Genomic DNA, 15,974 nt, shown 5'->3' on the forward strand with positions numbered 1-15,974 from the left:
CGTCTCGGAGTACGGGCGGGGGGCGTGCGCCTGCGGGGGCGTCCGTACGTACCGGCGGAGGCGTACGTACGGGGGCCGTCCGTCCGTACCGGCGGGGGTGTACGAACAGGCCCGTCCGTCCGTCAGGACGCCGCCGTGCCCGCCTGCTCGACCTCCCACGCCGCGAGCGCCGCGAGCTGCTCGGGGGTGACGTCCTCCGGGATCGGGACGGGGGCGGGGGTGCGGAGCGGGGGCTGCCAGCCCTTCTCCGGGTCCCAGCTGCGGACCACCCGCGCCGGGGCGCCGGCCACGACCGAGTGGTCGGGGACCTCGCCGCGCACCACCGCGCCCGCCGCGACGACCACGTTCCGGCCGAGGCGCGCGCCGGGCAGGACCACCGCGCCCGTGCCGAGCCAGCAGCCGGGGCCGATGGAGACCGGCGCCGAGCGGGGCCACTGGCGGCCGACCGGCTCGTCCGGGTCGTCGTAGCTGTGGTTCGTCGAGGTGATGTAGACGTACGGGCCGCAGTACGTGTCCGAGCCGATCGTCACCTTCGCGTCGGCGATGACGTGGCTGCCCCGGCCGAGGACGACCCCGTCGCCGAGGGCCAGGACCGTCTCCGTGCCGAGGTCGAGGTCCGGCAGCATCCCGGCCGTCAGCGTGACCTGCTCGGCGATGATGCAGCACGCCCCGATCTCGATCCACCGCTCGCCGAAGACCGTGCCCTGCGGGAAGGCGAGCCGGGTGCCCTCGCCGAGCCGGCGGAAGCGCAGCCGCCCCTGGTGCTCGGCGGTGACGGAGCCGGCCTGCTGCACCCAGCGCCAGGCTCCCTGGAGGGCGTGCGCGACGATCCGGCGCCGCCGGGCGGCGAGGGACGAGAACGTGTTTCTGTTCCTGGGCACCCGGCCACGGTAGTCGGCGCCGTCGCGCCCGATCACCGCCGTGCGCTGTGATGTCCGTCATGAGCACGGCATAGGGTGCGGCACGGGGGCACCCCCGGGCGCGACACGACCGCTGACGATCAGGAGCGAAGAACCATGACAGAGGCGTTGATCAAGGGCGTGGGCGGCAAGGAGCCGCGGATCGACCCGACGGCCTTCACCGCCCCGACCTCGGTGGTCCTCGGCGAGGTCACCCTCGGCGCCCGCGCGAGCGTCTGGTACCACGCGGTGCTGCGGGCGGACTGCGGCCCGATCGAGATCGGCGAGGACTCCAACGTCCAGGACAACTGCACGGTCCACGTCGACCCCGGCTTCCCCGTCTCGATCGGGGACCGGGTGACCGTCGGCCACAACGCCACCGTGCACGGCTGCGTCATCGAGGACGACGTGCTCGTCGGCATGGGCGCCACGGTCCTCAACGGGGCCCGGATCGGCGCCGGGTCGCTGGTCGCCGCCCAGGCGCTCGTCCCGCAGGGCATGGAGGTCCCGCCGGGCTCGCTGGTCGCGGGCGTCCCGGCGAAGGTGCGCCGCCCGCTGACCGAGGAGGAGCGGGCGGGCATCCGGCTCAACGCCGAGATGTACCTGCACCTCGCCAAGGGCCACGCAGAGGCCTTCGGGGACTGAGCGCCGGGAAACCGGGCGCCGGGAAGAGGAAGAGGCGGAGGGCGGCACCCGGCCGGGGTGCCGCCCTCCTCGCCGTACGGGCCGGAGCCGTACGGGACGGGCTCAGTCCGCCAGGACCGGCTCCGGCTTCGCCTCGGCGGCGGGGGCGGCGGAGGCCCGCTCGGCGGCCGCCTTCTTGGCGCGGTTCCTGATGACGAGCATCGAGGTGAGGCCGATCAGGACGGCCAGGACGAGGCCGAGCCAGGAGAAGCGCTTCAGCCACGCCTCGGCGACGACGCCGACCGAGTAGACGACGGCCGTGGTGCCGCCGGCCCAGAGGATTCCGCCGAAGACGTTGGCGACGAGGAACTTCCAGTACGGCATGTGCAGCACGCCCGCGAGCGGACCGGCGAAGATGCGCAGGAGGGCGACGAAGCGGCCGAAGAAGACCGCCCACATGCCCCACTTCTGGAAGGAGCTCTCCGCGAGTCCGATGTTGGCCTCGCTGAAGTGCTTCGGGAACTTCTTCCCCAGCCGGGCGAGCAGGGGCCGGCCGCCCTTGCGGCCGATGGCGTAGCCGATCGAGTCCCCGACGATCGCGCCGACGGTGGCGCAGGCGCCGAGCACGTACGGATTGATGTCGCCGTGCTGCGAGGCGAGCAGCGCCGAGCTGACGAGGACGATCTCGCCGGGCAGCGGGATGCCCAGGCTCTCGAGGCCGATCACCACCCCCACGAGGAGGTAGACGGCGATCGGGGGGATCGTCTCCAGCCACTCCTGGACGTGCAACGCGGCTTCCTCCCGTTTCGGCTCCCCTGTCGCGCCCCGCCCGTGGTCGGGGGCGCGGCGCCGGCGTGCGCCTCGGCGGGCACGCCGGGGCAGCCTACCGGGTCGGGGAGGGCGGACCTGGACGCCGGGGGCGGGGCCGGCCTCCGCCCCCGGCCCGCTTCCGGCCCGCTTCCGGCCTCGTGGCGGGCGCCGGGAACGCGTCCGCCCCCGCACCGGAAGGGGTACGGGGGCGGGGGCGCGGCGTTCCGGGCCGGGTCAGGCGTTCGGGCGCAGGGTCCAGACGACGGTCATCTCGCCGGTCACGGCACCGTCCTCGCGGGTGATGTCGATCCGCACCGGGAACTCCGGGCGCTGTCCGGCGTCGAGCTCGGCGACGACCTCGGCGGCGGGGCGGCCCAGGGTGGCGGTGGCCGTGACGACGCCCATGGCCAGCTTCTTGTAGCCGATCTCGGCCCTGACGGCGAGCGGAACCGCGCGGCTCAGCTGGTCGCCGAAGGCGGCGAGCACGATGGCGCCGCTGGCGGACTCGGCCAGGGTGAACATCGCTCCGGCGTGGGGGCCGCCGACGTGGTTGTGGTAGGCGGGCTGGTCCGGCAGGCGCACGACGGCGCGCTCGGCGGTGGTCTCCAGGAACTCCAGGTTCAGGGTCCCGGCCATGGGCACCGTCGCGGCGAGCATCTCGCCGACGGTCATCTGGTCTGCGCTCATGGAACCCGATGTTACTCACGGGTAGATGTCTTGGCCATCCCCCGCGCGTCCGTCGCGGTCTCCCGGGAGCGGGGGCGGGCGTGGTCGGACGGCCTCCGCACCTCTATGGTTACTGGCCATGTGGCCAGGACAGCAGCCGCCCGGGGGCGAGCAGAACCCGCAGGACCAGAGTCAGAACCCGTACCAGCAGCCGGGGTACCAGCAGCCGAACCCGTACCAGCAGCCGCAGGCCCAGCCCGGGTACCCGCAGCAGCCGCCGACGCAGCCGGGGTACGGACAGCAGCCGCCGGCCCCGCCGGGGTACCCGCAGCCGGGGTACGGCCCGCAGCCGGGACAGCCGAACCCGTACCAGCAGCCGACCGTGCCGCAGCAGTACGCGGTCCCGGGTCCGGGGCAGCCGGGCGGGCCGGGCGGTGTCGGTGGTCCCGGCGGGCCCGGCGGGAAGAAGAGGACGACCGCCGTGGTGATCGTCGCGGCGACCGCCGTGGTCGTCGCGGCCGGCGTCACCGGTTTCCTGGTGCTGAACAAGGACGACGACAAGGACCCGGCCGCCGCCGACCCGAAGCCGTCCGCGACCGCGACCGCCCCCGCGGACCCGTCGGCGATCCCGGCGCCCGAGCCGAGCCGGTCGTCCGAGCTCGACAACCCGCGCGACGACGCCGCGCGGCAGCCGACGATCCCCGGCTGGAAGGTCGTCTACAACCCGAAGTACGGCACCCTCTTCGACGTGCCGCCGGAGTGGGACGTCTCGAAGCCCGGGACGATCAGCTTCCTGGAGGACGAGAAGAAGGGTGACGGCAGCCCGCTCGTCACGATGTCGGGGCCCACGCACCTCAAGAGCAAGTGGTGCACCTACGACACGAACAAGGACGGCAGCGAGGAGTCCTGGAGCCTGGCGTCGGCCGGCACCAAGGGCGGCCAGGGCGCCAAGAGCACGGGCGAGGCCGCGTACAACGAGGCCGGCACGTGGGTGTGGGGCGGCTACGCGCAGCACATGCCGCAGAAGACCATCAAGATCACCAAGGCCGTGCCGTACACGACGAAGTCCGGCCTCACCGGCAGCATGTCGACGGCCACGGCGCCGGGCGTCAAGAAGCGCAACAAGTGCGAGTCGGACGGCAAGGCGATCGCCTTCACCTTCAAGAACGCGCAGAACGACTTCTCGACCTGGGTCCTCAACGCGGCGGACGGCGTCGCGGACGAGCTGCCGGACGCCACGATCCGGCAGATCCTCTCCACGGTCCGCCTCGCGGAGGACTCGTGACGGTCCGGGGCTCGTGACGGTCCGGGACCTCTGACCGCCGGGGCCTGTCGGCCGGGTGGACTGGATGGGCCGGTAGGCCGGGTGGACCGCCGGGCCAGGTGGGCCAGGTGGGCCAGTGGACCACCCGGCCGGTGTCACGGGCCTGTCCGGTGGCACGGCCGACCCGACGTCATGCCCCACCCGGTAACACGCCCGGCCCGGCGCCACGCCCTGCCCAACGCCACCACCTGTCCGAATATCGGTTTGGCACTTCGGGCGGGTGCCGGGGATAGTCCCGGGGTGACATCACCCGCCGGCTCCCCCGACTCCCCCTCGCCCGACTCCCCCGCCCCCGCTCCGGCCCGCTCCCGCCGGCCCGAGTGGGCCGGGCGCAACTACCTCCTGCTGACCGCCGCCACGGTCGTGACCAACCTCGGCACGCACGGCGCCCTGATCGCCACCACCTGGGCGGTCTTCGACTCCGGCGGCGACGCGGGCGACGTGGGTCTCGTGGCGATGGCGCGCTTCCTGCCGCTCGTCCTCTTCCTGCTCGTCGGCGGCGCCGTCGCCGACCGGCTGCCCCGGCACCGGGTGATGGTCGCCGCCAACGTCCTCAACTGCGTCTCGCAGGCCGTCTTCGCCGCCCTCGTCCTCTCCGGCGAGGCCCGGATCTGGCAGATGATGGTGCTCACCGCGCTCTGCGGCACCGGCCAGGCCTTCTTCAACCCGGCGGCCGAGGGAATGCTCATGGCCACCGTCAGCGGGGAGCAGGCGAGCCGGGCGTTCGCCGTCTTCCGGATGGCGATGCACGGCGCCTCCATCGGCGGTGCCGCGCTCGGCGGCGCGCTCGTCGCGTTCGTCGGGCCGGGCTGGGTCCTGGTGGTCGACGCCGTCGCCTTCGCCGTCGCGGGCGGGATGCGCGCCTTCCTCGACGTGAAGGGCGTCCCCGAGCGCGCTCCCGGCGGAGGGCTCTTCGCCGACCTGCGCGAGGGCTGGCAGGAGTTCACCGGCCGCCCCTGGCTGTGGTCGATCGTCGCCCAGTTCTCCGTGGTGGTGGGCCTGATCGGCGCGGTCGAGGCGGTGTACGGGCCGCTGGTCGCCCGGGAGGAGCTGGGCGGCGCGCGCCCCTGGGGCTTCGCGCTCGCCGCGTTCGGCGCGGGGACGGTCGCGGGCGCCGTCCTGATGACCCGGTGGAAACCGCGCCGGATGCTGTTCGTCGGGACGCTGTGCGTCTTCCCGATCGCGCTGCCCTCGGCGGCGCTCGCGGTGCCGCTGCCCGCGGGCGGTCTGACGGCCGCGATGTTCGTGAGCGGCGTGGCGATCGAGGTGTTCGGCGTCTCGTGGATGACGACGATGCACCAGGAGATCCCCGAGGAGAAGCTGTCCCGGGTCTCCGCCTACGACTGGTTCGGCTCGACGGCCCTGCTGCCGCTGACGACGGCGCTCACGGGCCCGGCGGAGGGCGCGTTCGGCCGGAGCGGGGCGCTGTGGGGCGCGGCGGCGCTGATGGTGCTCGTCACCGCCCTCGTCCTGCTGGTCCCGGACGTACGCAACCTGACCCGGCGCCCGCACGCGCCGACCGGGTCCACCGAGCCCACCGGGCCCACCGGGCCCACCGGGAAGGAACTCCCGGCCGTCCCGAGCCCCCGCTCAGCCGATGCCGAAAGCCCCGTCCGGGGGAACGGGTGACGGTACGGCCCCGGCGTCCCCGACCGGTTCCGCGTCCCCGGTGAACCGGGCGAGCGCGTCGCCGTGCTCCACGCGCGCGGGGAAGGCGTCCGCCGCGGCCCGGCGTGTGAGGCGGGCGGTGTCGAGCGCGCGGGCGGAGGCGACCAGGACGGCGTTCCCGAAGCGGCGGCCGCGCAGGACGGCCGGTTCGGCGACGAGCGCGAGCTCGGGGAAGACGGTGGCGAAGGTGGCGAGCTGGGAGCGGAGGAAGGCGAAGGGGGCGCCGTCGGCCAGGTTGGCCGCGTAGACGCCGCCGGGCCGCAGGACGCGCCCGACCTCGCGCGCGTACTCGACGGAGGTGAGGTGGGCGGGCACGCGCGAGCCGCCGAAGACGTCGCCGACGATCAGGTCGGCCGAGGCGGCGGGGGCCGCCTCCAGCCAGCGCCGGGCGTCCGCGCCGTGCACGGCGATCCCGGAGCCCCCGGGCAGCGGCAGGTGCTCCGCGACCAGGGCGAGCAGGCTGCGGTCCGCCTCCACGACGTCCTGGCGCGAGCCGGGCCGGGTGACGGCGACGTACCGGGGCAGGGAGAGCGCCCCGCCGCCGAGGTGCAGGACGTCCAGCGGTTCGCCCTCGCCGGCCGCGCCGTCGACGACGTGGGCGAGCCGTCGCGCGTACTCGAACTCCAGGTGTGCCGGGTCGTCCAGGTCCACGTACGACTGGGGCGCGCCGTCGACCGTCAGGAGCCAGGCCCGCTCCCGGTCGACGTCGGGCATGAGGCGCGCGGTGCCCTGGTCGACCTCGCGGACGACGGGGATGTGCTCGTTCACGCCTCCATTGTGACGGGGCGGGACGGGCCGGTGCGGGGCGGGGCTTGGCACCCGCCGATCGCGGGGTCAGCCGTTCCAGACGGCGGCGACGGCCTCCGCGTGGCGGGCGGCCTGGGCGCGTCCGGCGCGGGCCGCGGCGGCCCGGTGGGCGGGGTCGAGCGCGTTGCGTCCGAAGGCCGCGCGGGACGCGGCGTCGGGGGTGATCACCTCGACGCGGGCCCCCGCGGCGGCGAGGTCGGCGCCCTGCCGGTCCGGCGAGGGAATCGTCTTGCTGCCGCGTCCGTCGGGGGCGACGACCACGACCCTCTCGTACCCGGCGGCGAGGTGGGCGTTGGCCGTGGAGTGCACGCCGCCGTCGATCAGACGGCGTCCGCCGACGGTGGCCGGGGGCTGGAGGCCGGGGACGGCGCAGCTCGCGGTGACGGCGTCGGCCAGGGGGACGCCCGCGTCGGCGTCGTACGCGACGAGCTCGCCGGTGGCGGCGTCGACGGCGGTGACGAGCAGCGGGCGGGCGGGCCACTCCGTGGCCGGTCCGAGCCGCCGGACCACGGTCTCGCGGCGGACCGCCCCGTCCGCCGTGCGGGCGCCGAGGGCCAGTCGGCCGAGCCTGCGTCCGTACTCCTCCGGGGTGCGGGACCGCAGGACGGCGACGGCGTACCGGAGGAGCACGGGGACGCCGAGCCGCGCGGCCGGTTCCGCGTCCTCGTCGCCGAGCTCCCGCTCGTACAGCGCGTCGGGGCCGAGCGCGCCGAGCCGCGCCCCGACGACCGCTCCGGCGGAGCTGCCGACGACGAGGTCGGCCCCGGTCACGTCGAGCCCGGCGTCGAGGAGTCCCCGCAGCACTCCGGTCTCCCAGGCGGCCCCGACCATGCCGCCCGCGCCCAGTACCAGTGCCGTCCGCTTCTGCGTCTCCCGTGTCATGTCCCCATTCTGGCGCGGTGGTTGGGGTGGCCGGGGGGCGGGGTGAGGTTCTTGAGGGCCTCCCGCACGGAGAGCGGGGAGAGCCGGGACCCGTGGGCGGCGACGAAGGCGCGGACCTCGGCGGGGGTGGTCTTGGCGTACTCGCGCAGGCTCCAGCCGATCGCCTTGCGGACGAAGAAGTCGGGGTGGTCGGCGCGGCGCAGGCAGTGGGCGAAGAGGCGGTCCGCATCGGTGTCCCCCTTGAAGCGGAGTTGGTGGAGGAGGGCGGTGCGCGCGACCCACAGGTCCTCGTCCTCGATCCAGACGTCCATCTCGGGGGCCAGGGCGGGGTCGGCGGCGACCAGGCCGCCGACGACGTGGGCGGCGAGGTGGTCGACCGTGTCCCACCAGGAGACGGTGGTGACGAGGCGGCGGGCGACGGGCAGGAAGCCGGAGGAGCAGCGCCGCACGTGGCGGCGGAGGTAGTCGACGGCGAAGTAGTGGTACTCGCGCTCGGGCAGCGCGAAGCAGCGCAGGGCGATCGCGGCGCAGTCGTCCTCGTCGGGGCGCGGGGTGCCGTCGAGGACGGTCCGGGACAGGGCCCGCCGCTCGGGCGTCCGCACCCCGAGGAAGGGCGCGACGCCCTTCATGTACGCGACCATCTCCTGCGCCCGGAAGGGGTTCCCGGCGGCCGGGTAGACGACGGCGAGCCGTGCGAGGACGGTGTCGGCGAGAGCGCTGTCGGGAACTCCGCCGGGCACGGGACCGGTCGCCGGAGGCCTCGGGGCCGGGGCTCCCCCGGGCACCGGAGCGGTCCTCGGGTGCCTCTCGGCCGGGGCTCCCCCGGACGCGGGGTCGGTCGTCATCGGGGCCCTCTCCCTCCCGTCGTGTTCCGGAACCCGGTCCGGACGGACATGACGCACATTACGGCGCTCCTACACCCGCGTCCGTTACTCTCCCCGAATGCTCGCTCCCGTGCCCCGGCTGCCGGGCTCCCTCGCCGTCCGCTGCTCCCGGGCCCTCCTCGCCCCCCGCTCGCGGCTCTCGCTGCTCGCGCTGCTGCTGCTCACGGCGGCCACCCTCGTGGTGCTCTACGAGCCGCAGCGCCTGCTGGCCTCGGGCTGGCCGCCGCGGACGAGCGGCGCGGGCGCGGTGCTGCTCTTCGCCCTGGCGTACGGGGTGTGCACGGCGGCCTTCGTGCCGCGCCCCGTCCTGAACCTGGCGGCGGGCGCGCTCTTCGGCTCGGCCGCCGGTCTGACGGGGGCGGTCGCGGGGACGGTGCTCGGCGCCGGGATCTCGTTCACCCTCGGCCGCTGTCTGGGCCAGGACGCGCTGCGGCCACTGCTGCGGGGCCGTCTCCTCACGGCGGCGGACGGGCAGCTGAGCCGGCACGGGTTCCGCTCGATGCTGGCGATCCGGCTGTTCCCCGGGGTGCCGTTCGCGGCGGCCAACTACTGCGCGGCGGTCTCCCGGATGAAGTACGTGCCGTTCCTCCTGGCGACCGGGATCGGCACGGTCCCGAACACGGCGGCGTACGTGGTGGCGGGCGCCCAGGCCGGGTCGCCGGATTCGCCGGCCTTCCTCTTCTCGGCGGGCTTCATCGTCCTGTCGGGACTCGGCGCCGCGGTGGTGGCCTGGCGCAAGCGGCACGGGCTGCGGGCCCCGGCCCCCGTACGGGACGACACGCCCGAACCGGAACTGGTGGGCAGCGCCCGCTGAGGCCCGCCGACGACGTCCCGGCACGTGGGGCGGGCGCTACTTCGCGTACATGCTCCGTCAGGGGTTTCTTCACCTCGGAGCGGTACGCTGCGCACGACCTTCTGACCACACACGTACAAAACGGGACGGCCCTGGCCCCATGAGTTGGTTCGAATCGTTCATCCTGGGACTCGTCCAGGGGCTGACGGAGTTCCTCCCCACCTCCTCCAGCGCGCACCTGCGCCTCACGGCGGCGTTCGCGGGCTGGCACGACCCGGGGGCGGCGTTCACCGCGATCACCCAGATCGGTACGGAGACGGCGGTCCTGATCTACTTCCGCAAGGACATCGCGCGGATCGTCTCGGCCTGGTTCCGTTCCCTCACCGACAAGTCGATGCGGTCCGACCACGACGCCCAGATGGGCTGGCTGGTGATCGTCGGCTCGATCCCGATCGGCGTCCTCGGCATCACGCTCAAGGACCAGATCGAGGGCCCCTTCCGGGACCTGCGGCTCATCGCCACCACCCTGATCGTCATGGGCGTCGTGCTCGGCGTCGCGGACCGGCTGGCCGCCCGGGACGAGATCGGCGGCCGCCACCGGGCGATCCGCGAGCGCAAGACGCTCAAGGACCTCGGCGTGCGGGACGGCCTGATCTACGGCGTCTGCCAGGCGATGGCCCTGATCCCCGGCGTCTCGCGCTCGGGTGCGACGATCTCCGGCGGCCTCCTCATGGGCTACACCCGCGAGTCGGCGGCCCGCTACTCCTTCCTCCTCGCGATCCCGGCGGTCCTCGCCTCGGGCGCGTACGAACTGAAGGACGCGGGCGAGGGACACGTCTCCTGGGGCCCGACGATCTTCGCGACGATCGTCGCCTTCGTGGTGGGATACGCCGTCATCGCATGGTTCATGCGTTTCATCACCACCAAGAGCTTCATGCCCTTCGTGATCTACCGGATCCTGCTCGGCATCCTGCTCTTCGTCCTGGTCGGCACAGACGTCCTGAGCCCGCACGCGGGCGAGTCGGCCGGGTAGCGGGTTGTCGAAGCCGGCCAGCCACCGCGTGAGCCTTAGCGCAGGCGGGCGACCTGGCTCCGCCACGTCGATTCATCCTGGTGCTCCACCTCGTCGCCCCCTTTGACGCGGGCGTCGGCGGCAGGCCGGTGCGGACACCGGCCGTGGCCCGCCGTGACCACGGGCGAGCAGGAGATCAGGACACCGGGCCGATGGGTGACCCTGTGGGCGCACCCGGTGTCAACGTGCCGCACTCGGACTTGTCGGCGTGATAGGTCGCGTCCGGCCGGGCACCGCTCGTCGAGAACGTCGGCACGGCCCGGACTCGGCCCGTGATCGGGTGTCCGCAGTCGTCACAGCGGCGGGTGCCGTCCTGGGCGGTCATGGCGTGGTGCCTCCGGTCTCGTTCACGGGTCGGGCGTACAGGTCGACGGACACGCACTCGCGGTACCGGCGGTGTCCGGTCCGGCCGGCGTGCTCCAGAGCCCACAGATCGGAGGCCGCCCGGTCGGTGGTCGCGGGCGACTGCCCCGGGCAGTCCTTGCACGCGGTGTACAGGATCGGCAAGGTGCGGTCGGGATCGGGGCCGATGGTCCACAGGGCGTGGCGCAGGACCGTGTCCGGCGTCACCGCGGGGCCTGCGTCGGCTCGTCGACGATCGCGTACCACCAGGTGACACCGCGCTCCTGCGCGCACTTCCGGTGGGCGAAGATGTGGGCCGATCCCGCTGCGGGCGGCTGGACCTGGACGCACACGTCGGCGTTGGGCTCGGGGCAGTACGTACAGGCGCGTGGCCTGCGAGTTCGCGTCGCCATGAGCCGACCGTAGGCCGTGACATTTCATGGCTGGTGGACAATTGCGCCGTATTGCACAGGCCCGTCCGAGGGTTTCACGGGGTTGCTCAGGTCCGCGCAATCGCGGCGCGGATGCGGCCGATGAGGCGCTGCGCCCGGAGCTCGCGGGCGGCGTGCGCGGAGAGCTGGTCCCAGACCCGGAGGTAGAGGGCGACGTCGTCCGGGCTGTCGTACTGGAGCTCGGTGTTGATGGTCTCGACGACGACCCGCTGTTCGTCGAAGATCCAGAAGCCGTGCTTGGGGGTGAGCGGCATGGGCGCGCGGAGGGGGACGATGCCGAGGTCGACGGTCGACATGCCGATGAGACCGACGAGCCGGTCGAGCTGACCGGTCATCGTGTCGGCGGTACCCACCTGGGCGTAGAGAGCAGCCTCCCAGATCAGGACGCGGAACAGACGCTCGGGCTCGTAGAGCACTTCCTGACGGCGCATTCGGGACTGCACGGCGGCCTCGGTGTCCCGGGGTGAGCACATCAGTTTGGCGTTCTGGGTGAGGAGGTGGCGGGCGTAGTCCGCGGTCTGGAAGAGGCCCGGGATGACGCTGGTCTCGTAGCCGCGGGCCGTAGTCGTACGCCGGTACTCGACGACGTACCGGTCCTGGACGGGTGCGTGGCCGGCGGCGAGCTGGCGGCGCCAGTGCGCCGGCTGGGACTCCACTCCCCGGAGGCGGGCGAGGAGCTCGTCGAGGACGTCCGGCCGGTCGGCGGCCGCGGCCCATTCGGTGAGGTCCTCCGGGCTGGGCTTCTGCCTGCCGGACTGGAGCCGGGAGACCTTCGACTCCTGCCAGCCGATCCGTACGGCGAACTCCTTGCCGGTCAGGCCGGTCTCGGCGCGGAGCTCGCGGAGCCGCGCGCCGAGGGCTTCCCGGCTGCTGTCGGGGTCGGTCACGCCGTGGACCGTACCGCCGCCCAGGCCTCGGCAGTAGGCACGGCGGCGGCCTGCGCCGCATCGCGCGCCCGGCACGCGGCGAGAACCGGTGCCTGGTCCTCGACGAGTTCGACGCCGACCGTGGTGTCCGTGTCGTCGATGTGCATCCGGACGAGGACCCGGGAGTCGAAGAGCCAGAAGTCGTGGGCCAGGTCAACCCCGAGGCCCTCGGCCGCAGCGCGGGCCAGGACGCGAATGTCCTCGCCGGCCGCGACGTTCCCGGCGGCGGTCGCCATGAGGAACCGCTGCCCGTCCGTGGGCGGCTCGTCGATGATCCGGACCCGGGAAAAACATGCGCCCTGCCGGGCCTTCTCGCGCACGTTCACGTTCCACGGATGGTTCGGCTCCGAGACCGGGGCGACGCCGCGCATGAACGCCTGGAAGCGGGCGCCGTCCCGATCGGTGGCGTAGCCGCGGCGGGTCTCCAGCCTGAACGCGGTGTGCTGGAACTCGGCGAACAGGTGGGTGACCTCCTCGAAGGGGATCAGCGGGGGCACGGTTACTCCTTGGGGGCGAAGCGGGTGAGGAGCGCGCGGGGGATGACAACGGCGGTCTCGGCGACACCGAGGTCACGGAGCTGGGCCCGCTGCTCGGTGTCGATCTCGTCGCCCTGGACGACGAGGTCGCCGGTCTCGACGACCTCGTACAGGGTGGGGCAGTTGCCGTGCTCGCTGGTGGTGCCGATGAACCTGAGCGTCATGGCGGGCTCCGTCCTCGTCGGGTGGAGCCCCAGCATGGTCGGCAACCGACGTGTGCGCAGGGGAGTTGCGCGAGATTGCGCAACCCGGGCCGGATCCGTGTCGTACGGGGCCGCGGCGATCGAATGGGCTGGAGGGTGGTGTGACAAGAGGGTCTGGCAACGGGGTCCAGACGCGATGAGACTGCCCCTCCGCCCGAAGGCGAAGGGGCACTGTCGTACTACCTGCCGACGCCGCATGGAGCCGAAAAGCCCTGCCGCTCCAGCTCCGCCGCATACTCGCGGCCGAGTACCCGCCTCATCATGGCCGGAGGTCCGGTGTCCCCCTGCGTCAGGACGCCTGGGCCAGGGACTCCCGTACGACGCGCTCGCACAGCTCGTGGGTCAGGAGGGCGTCGCGGGCGCTGAGCACCCGGCCCTCGCGGACCGCGTCGAGGAAGGCGAGCACCGCCTGCTCGATGCCGCGCTGCCGGGCCACCGGCACCCAGTCGCCGCGCCGGCGGACGGTCGGCTGGCCCTTGTGGTCGACGACGTCGGAGAGGTTGAGGACCTGGCGCTTGGTGTCCCGGCCCGAGACCTCCAGGACCTCCTCGGTGGAGCCGTTCATCCGGTTCATCATGCCGATGGCGGTGAAGCCGTCGCCGGAGAGCTGGAGCACCACGTGGTGCATGAGCCCGTCGCGGACCCGGGCCCGCACGTCGATGTGCTCGGTCTCGCCGGGCAGCAGGAAGCGCAGGGTGTCGACGACGTGGATGAAGTCGTCGAGGACCAGCGTGCGGGGGTCCTCGGGCAGCCCGATCCGGTTCTTCTGGAGCAGGATCAGGTCGCGCGGGTGGTCCAGGCACTGGGCGTAGCTCGGGGCGAGGCGCCGGTTGAAGCCGACGGCGAGGGAGACCGAGCGCTTCTCCGCGAGCTCCACGATCCGCTCGGAGTCGGCGTACTCGTACGCGAGCGGCTTGTCGACGTACGTGGGGACGCCGGCCTCGACGAGCCGCTCGGCGATCTCGGCGTGCGCGGCGGTCGACGCGTGCACGAAGGCCGCGTCGAGCCCGACGGAGAGCAGCCCGTCGAGGGTGGTGTGGCGCCGGGCGGCGGGCAGGTGCAGGGTGTCGGCGACCCGCTCCAGGGTGGCGGGGGTGCGGGTCTGGAGGTGCAGTTCGATCCCGGGGAGGGTGGCCAGGACGGGAAGGTAGGCCTTCTGCGCGATGTCGCCGAGTCCGATGCAGCCAACCTTCACGGGGTCTCCCTTGTCGTCGTTCGCCGGCCCCGCCGGTACGGGCCGTTCGCGCCGGTCAGCTTACGCGGGGCCGGTCGGGCCGCCGCGCGGAGAGCCTCGTGGGCGCTCCGGCCCGGAAACCGAACCCGATCCGAACAGAGCCGAATCCGGTGGCATCGCCCCGCGGTCATGGGGAACGATGCCCGGCATGACGACCGAACAGATCGACACCGTCCCGCGCGTCTCCCCGTCCACCACGTCGGGCGAGCGCGAAGCGCTGGAGCAGTGGCTCGACTTCCACCGCGCGACCCTCGCGAGGAAGTGCGAGGGGCTCGACGACGTCCAGCTGCGCACCCCCTCCGCCCCGCCGTCGGACCTCAACCTGCTCGGTCTCGTCCGGCACATGGCCGAGGTCGAGCGCGGCTGGTTCCGCCACACCCTGGCGGGCGAGGAGACCGACTGGATCTACTCGTCGGAGGAGGACCGCGACGGGGACATCCACACCAAGGAGGGGGACACCTACGAGGAGGCCTACGCCACCTGGCAGGCCGAGATCGCCCACGCCCGCACCCTGACGGCGACCCGCGGCCTCGACGACCTGGACTCCGGCAAGCACCACAGCGGGACGAGGTTCAACCTCCGCTGGATCTACCTCCACATGATCGAGGAGTACGCCCGTCACAACGGCCACGCGGACCTGCTCCGGGAGCGGATCGACGGCGCGACCGGCGACTGAGCCGCCCGGCCGGTCCGCGGGGTCAAGAGCGGGCACGCGCCGGCTCACCCGTGCGGGGCATTCCCCGCCGGTAGGGGCGCGGAGACCGCCGCCGGAGCAGCAGAGTGGCGCGGGTGCATGGAACCCGAACCACAGCGAAGATCCTGTTAGGGGCGGCGATGGCCGCGCTGACCGGCTGCGTCTCGGTGGACGCGCCGGCGACGGCGCCCGCCCCCGCTCCGGCGGCGGAGCCCGTACGGCCCGGGAAGGACGTCGCGCCGCAGATCGTCGACGGCCCGGCCCGCGAGGCCCTCGAAGCGGCGCTCCCCGCTCCCCCACCGTCCGCCGCGCCCCGCGCGATCCCCACGGACGGGCGGGGCCGGAGGACGGCGGCCCCGGCGCTCCCGGAGGCCCCGCGCCCCGGCGCCGTACCGCCCCCGCGCGCACGTCCGCGCCCGCCGGCCCGGCCGGACCTGTTCGTACCGGACCCGCCCGGACCGTCCGCGCCCGCCGGGCCGTCCGCGTCGGCCGGACCGCTCCGGCCGGCGGCGGACCTGCCGGGGAACCCGCCGCTCTCCCGGGCCGACGTCTGCGCGCTGGGCGAGCGGTACGGGGCGCTGGGCCCCGGCGGCGACCGGTCGGGGATCTGTCCGGAGCCGTACGGCCGGTGAGCCGGGGGCGGGCGTACGGGCCGGCCGTCCGTCACCGGCCCCGCAGCCGCAGTTCCAGGCGCTCGATCGCGGCCCGCACCCCGTTCCCGTAGCCGTCGTCGTCCAGGTGGGCCGACGCCGCGCGGGCCCGGTCGAGATGGGCGCGCGCGGCGTCGGGCCGGTGAAGCCCGGCGTAGTCGGCGGCCAGGTTGAGGTGGAGCGAGGGGTACAGGGCGCGGACCGCGGCCGAGGCGTCGTGCGCGGCGAGCCGCTCGTCCGTGAGGTCCTCGGCCGCGCTCAGCGCCCGCAGGTCCCAGGCCAGCTCGGTGTCGGGGTCGTCCTGGGCGTCCGCCATGTAGTGCGCGAGGGTGCAGCGGTGCAGGGGGTCCCCGTCCGGGCCGATCTGCTGCCAGAGCAGCCCGAAGCGGTTGCGGGCCTCCTCGCGGTCGCCGCCGTGGAGCAGCATCAGGGCCTGCCCGATCCTGGTCATGACCCCGTCGTCCGACACCTGCTGCTGCTCGGTCACCGCGACCTCCACAAGATCACC

At 73.9% G+C, this 15,974-nt stretch carries 20 protein-coding genes; 7 read left to right on the forward strand and 13 right to left on the reverse strand.

What is annotated here, in order from left to right; translation table 11 throughout:
* Positions 1-122: 122 nt before the first annotated feature.
* Positions 123-881: an acyltransferase gene (locus tag ACIQVI_RS22400; protein ID WP_351971142.1), complete on the reverse strand. Its 759-nt coding sequence runs from the start codon at positions 879-881 to the stop codon at positions 123-125.
* Between the two features lie 135 nt (positions 882-1,016).
* Here ACIQVI_RS22400 and ACIQVI_RS22405 point away from each other — a divergent pair, with 135 nt between their 5' ends.
* Positions 1,017-1,544, forward strand: a complete 528-nt coding sequence (locus ACIQVI_RS22405) for a gamma carbonic anhydrase family protein (protein ID WP_121833323.1) — start codon at positions 1,017-1,019, stop codon at positions 1,542-1,544.
* A gap of 102 nt (positions 1,545-1,646) precedes the next feature.
* Here the strand turns inward: ACIQVI_RS22405 and ACIQVI_RS22410 are convergent, their stop codons facing one another.
* Both ACIQVI_RS22410 and ACIQVI_RS22415 read right to left on the reverse strand, forming a co-directional pair.
* The gene (locus ACIQVI_RS22410) at positions 1,647-2,312 is read right to left on the reverse strand and encodes a DedA family protein (protein ID WP_403598484.1); all 666 of its coding nucleotides are present in this window, start codon (positions 2,310-2,312) and stop codon (positions 1,647-1,649) included.
* Between the two features lie 255 nt (positions 2,313-2,567).
* Entirely contained in the window at positions 2,568-3,005 is a 438-nt protein-coding gene (locus ACIQVI_RS22415; protein ID WP_053649067.1) for a DUF4442 domain-containing protein, read from the reverse strand.
* A gap of 133 nt (positions 3,006-3,138) precedes the next feature.
* Here ACIQVI_RS22415 and ACIQVI_RS22420 point away from each other — a divergent pair, with 133 nt between their 5' ends.
* Both ACIQVI_RS22420 and ACIQVI_RS22425 read left to right on the forward strand, forming a co-directional pair.
* Positions 3,139-4,284, forward strand: coding sequence for a hypothetical protein (locus tag ACIQVI_RS22420; protein ID WP_403598487.1), 1,146 nt, complete (start codon positions 3,139-3,141; stop codon positions 4,282-4,284).
* Positions 4,285-4,563: 279 nt separating this feature from the next.
* Entirely contained in the window at positions 4,564-5,952 is a 1,389-nt protein-coding gene (locus ACIQVI_RS22425) for an MFS transporter (RefSeq protein ID WP_403598490.1), read from the forward strand.
* On the opposite strand, the gene ACIQVI_RS22430 is transcribed toward ACIQVI_RS22425, so the two are convergent.
* From ACIQVI_RS22430 to ACIQVI_RS22440, 3 genes are all read right to left on the reverse strand, one after another.
* On the reverse strand, positions 5,914-6,759 hold the full coding sequence (locus tag ACIQVI_RS22430) for a spermidine synthase (RefSeq protein ID WP_403598493.1): 846 nt from the start codon (positions 6,757-6,759) through the stop codon (positions 5,914-5,916). The genes ACIQVI_RS22425 and ACIQVI_RS22430 overlap by 39 nt on opposite strands.
* Positions 6,760-6,825: 66 nt before the next feature.
* Positions 6,826-7,680, reverse strand: coding sequence for a patatin-like phospholipase family protein (locus ACIQVI_RS22435; RefSeq protein ID WP_403598496.1), 855 nt, complete (start codon positions 7,678-7,680; stop codon positions 6,826-6,828).
* Positions 7,677-8,525 (reverse strand): DNA alkylation repair protein, encoded by an 849-nt coding sequence (locus tag ACIQVI_RS22440; protein ID WP_403598499.1) that lies wholly within the window; start codon positions 8,523-8,525, stop codon positions 7,677-7,679. The genes ACIQVI_RS22435 and ACIQVI_RS22440 overlap by 4 nt, the downstream gene beginning before the upstream one ends.
* Positions 8,526-8,622: 97 nt before the next feature.
* Between ACIQVI_RS22440 and ACIQVI_RS22445 the strand changes: the two genes are divergently transcribed.
* Entirely contained in the window at positions 8,623-9,378 is a 756-nt protein-coding gene (locus tag ACIQVI_RS22445) for a TVP38/TMEM64 family protein (RefSeq protein ID WP_403598502.1), read from the forward strand.
* Between the two features lie 139 nt (positions 9,379-9,517).
* A complete protein-coding gene (locus ACIQVI_RS22450) occupies positions 9,518-10,390 on the forward strand; it encodes an undecaprenyl-diphosphate phosphatase (protein ID WP_403598505.1) in 873 nt (290 codons plus the stop codon).
* A gap of 360 nt (positions 10,391-10,750) precedes the next feature.
* On the opposite strand, the gene ACIQVI_RS22455 is transcribed toward ACIQVI_RS22450, so the two are convergent.
* From ACIQVI_RS22455 to ACIQVI_RS22480, 6 genes are all read right to left on the reverse strand, one after another.
* Positions 10,751-10,999: a hypothetical protein gene (locus ACIQVI_RS22455; RefSeq protein WP_403598507.1), complete on the reverse strand. Its 249-nt coding sequence runs from the start codon at positions 10,997-10,999 to the stop codon at positions 10,751-10,753.
* Positions 10,996-11,184, reverse strand: coding sequence for a hypothetical protein (locus ACIQVI_RS22460; RefSeq protein ID WP_403598510.1), 189 nt, complete (start codon positions 11,182-11,184; stop codon positions 10,996-10,998). The genes ACIQVI_RS22455 and ACIQVI_RS22460 overlap by 4 nt, the downstream gene beginning before the upstream one ends.
* 86 nt (positions 11,185-11,270) lie before the next feature.
* Positions 11,271-12,110 carry a helix-turn-helix domain-containing protein gene (locus ACIQVI_RS22465; protein ID WP_403598513.1) on the reverse strand — a complete coding sequence of 280 codons (840 nt, stop codon included), beginning with the start codon at positions 12,108-12,110 and terminating at the stop codon, positions 11,271-11,273.
* The gene (locus ACIQVI_RS22470) at positions 12,107-12,646 is read right to left on the reverse strand and encodes a DUF6879 family protein (protein WP_403598516.1); all 540 of its coding nucleotides are present in this window, start codon (positions 12,644-12,646) and stop codon (positions 12,107-12,109) included. Before ACIQVI_RS22470 ends, ACIQVI_RS22465 begins: the two co-directional genes overlap by 4 nt.
* A gap of 2 nt (positions 12,647-12,648) precedes the next feature.
* A complete protein-coding gene (locus tag ACIQVI_RS22475) occupies positions 12,649-12,849 on the reverse strand; it encodes a hypothetical protein (RefSeq protein WP_403598519.1) in 201 nt (66 codons plus the stop codon).
* A gap of 328 nt (positions 12,850-13,177) precedes the next feature.
* Positions 13,178-14,083, reverse strand: coding sequence for a Gfo/Idh/MocA family protein (locus ACIQVI_RS22480; protein WP_403598521.1), 906 nt, complete (start codon positions 14,081-14,083; stop codon positions 13,178-13,180).
* A 178-nt stretch (positions 14,084-14,261) separates the two neighbouring features.
* On the opposite strand from ACIQVI_RS22480, the gene ACIQVI_RS22485 reads away from it, so the two are divergent.
* A complete protein-coding gene (locus tag ACIQVI_RS22485; RefSeq protein ID WP_351969155.1) occupies positions 14,262-14,798 on the forward strand; it encodes a DinB family protein in 537 nt (178 codons plus the stop codon).
* A 158-nt stretch (positions 14,799-14,956) separates the two neighbouring features.
* Positions 14,957-15,448: a hypothetical protein gene (locus ACIQVI_RS22490; RefSeq protein WP_403598525.1), complete on the forward strand. Its 492-nt coding sequence runs from the start codon at positions 14,957-14,959 to the stop codon at positions 15,446-15,448.
* A gap of 31 nt (positions 15,449-15,479) precedes the next feature.
* On the opposite strand, the gene ACIQVI_RS22495 is transcribed toward ACIQVI_RS22490, so the two are convergent.
* Complete coding sequence (locus ACIQVI_RS22495; protein WP_121831386.1) at positions 15,480-15,953, reverse strand: hypothetical protein; 474 nt, start codon at positions 15,951-15,953, stop codon at positions 15,480-15,482.
* Positions 15,954-15,974 lie beyond the last annotated feature (21 nt).

The sequence above is a fragment of the Streptomyces sp. NPDC098101 genome (genome assembly GCF_044760185.1).
Taxonomy (GTDB): Bacteria; Actinomycetota; Actinomycetes; order Streptomycetales; family Streptomycetaceae; genus Streptomyces.

What these genes read in the sequence shown, in the direction of transcription:
- ACIQVI_RS22460 (WP_403598510.1), bottom strand. Translation starts at nt 11,184, where the DNA reads ATGGCGACGCGAACTCGCAGGCCACGCGCCTGTACGTACTGCCCCGAG.
- ACIQVI_RS22490 (WP_403598525.1), top strand. Translation starts at nt 14,957, where the DNA reads ATGGCCGCGCTGACCGGCTGCGTCTCGGTGGACGCGCCGGCGACGGCG.
- ACIQVI_RS22420 (WP_403598487.1), top strand. Translation starts at nt 3,139, where the DNA reads ATGTGGCCAGGACAGCAGCCGCCCGGGGGCGAGCAGAACCCGCAGGAC.
- ACIQVI_RS22405 (WP_121833323.1), top strand. Translation starts at nt 1,017, where the DNA reads ATGACAGAGGCGTTGATCAAGGGCGTGGGCGGCAAGGAGCCGCGGATC.
- ACIQVI_RS22475 (WP_403598519.1), bottom strand. Translation starts at nt 12,849, where the DNA reads ATGACGCTCAGGTTCATCGGCACCACCAGCGAGCACGGCAACTGCCCC.
- ACIQVI_RS22415 (WP_053649067.1), bottom strand. Translation starts at nt 3,005, where the DNA reads ATGACCGTCGGCGAGATGCTCGCCGCGACGGTGCCCATGGCCGGGACC.
- ACIQVI_RS22485 (WP_351969155.1), top strand. Translation starts at nt 14,262, where the DNA reads ATGCCCGGCATGACGACCGAACAGATCGACACCGTCCCGCGCGTCTCC.
- ACIQVI_RS22435 (WP_403598496.1), bottom strand. Translation starts at nt 7,680, where the DNA reads ATGACACGGGAGACGCAGAAGCGGACGGCACTGGTACTGGGCGCGGGC.
- ACIQVI_RS22440 (WP_403598499.1), bottom strand. Translation starts at nt 8,525, where the DNA reads ATGACGACCGACCCCGCGTCCGGGGGAGCCCCGGCCGAGAGGCACCCG.
- ACIQVI_RS22445 (WP_403598502.1), top strand. Translation starts at nt 8,623, where the DNA reads ATGCTCGCTCCCGTGCCCCGGCTGCCGGGCTCCCTCGCCGTCCGCTGC.
- ACIQVI_RS22450 (WP_403598505.1), top strand. Translation starts at nt 9,518, where the DNA reads ATGAGTTGGTTCGAATCGTTCATCCTGGGACTCGTCCAGGGGCTGACG.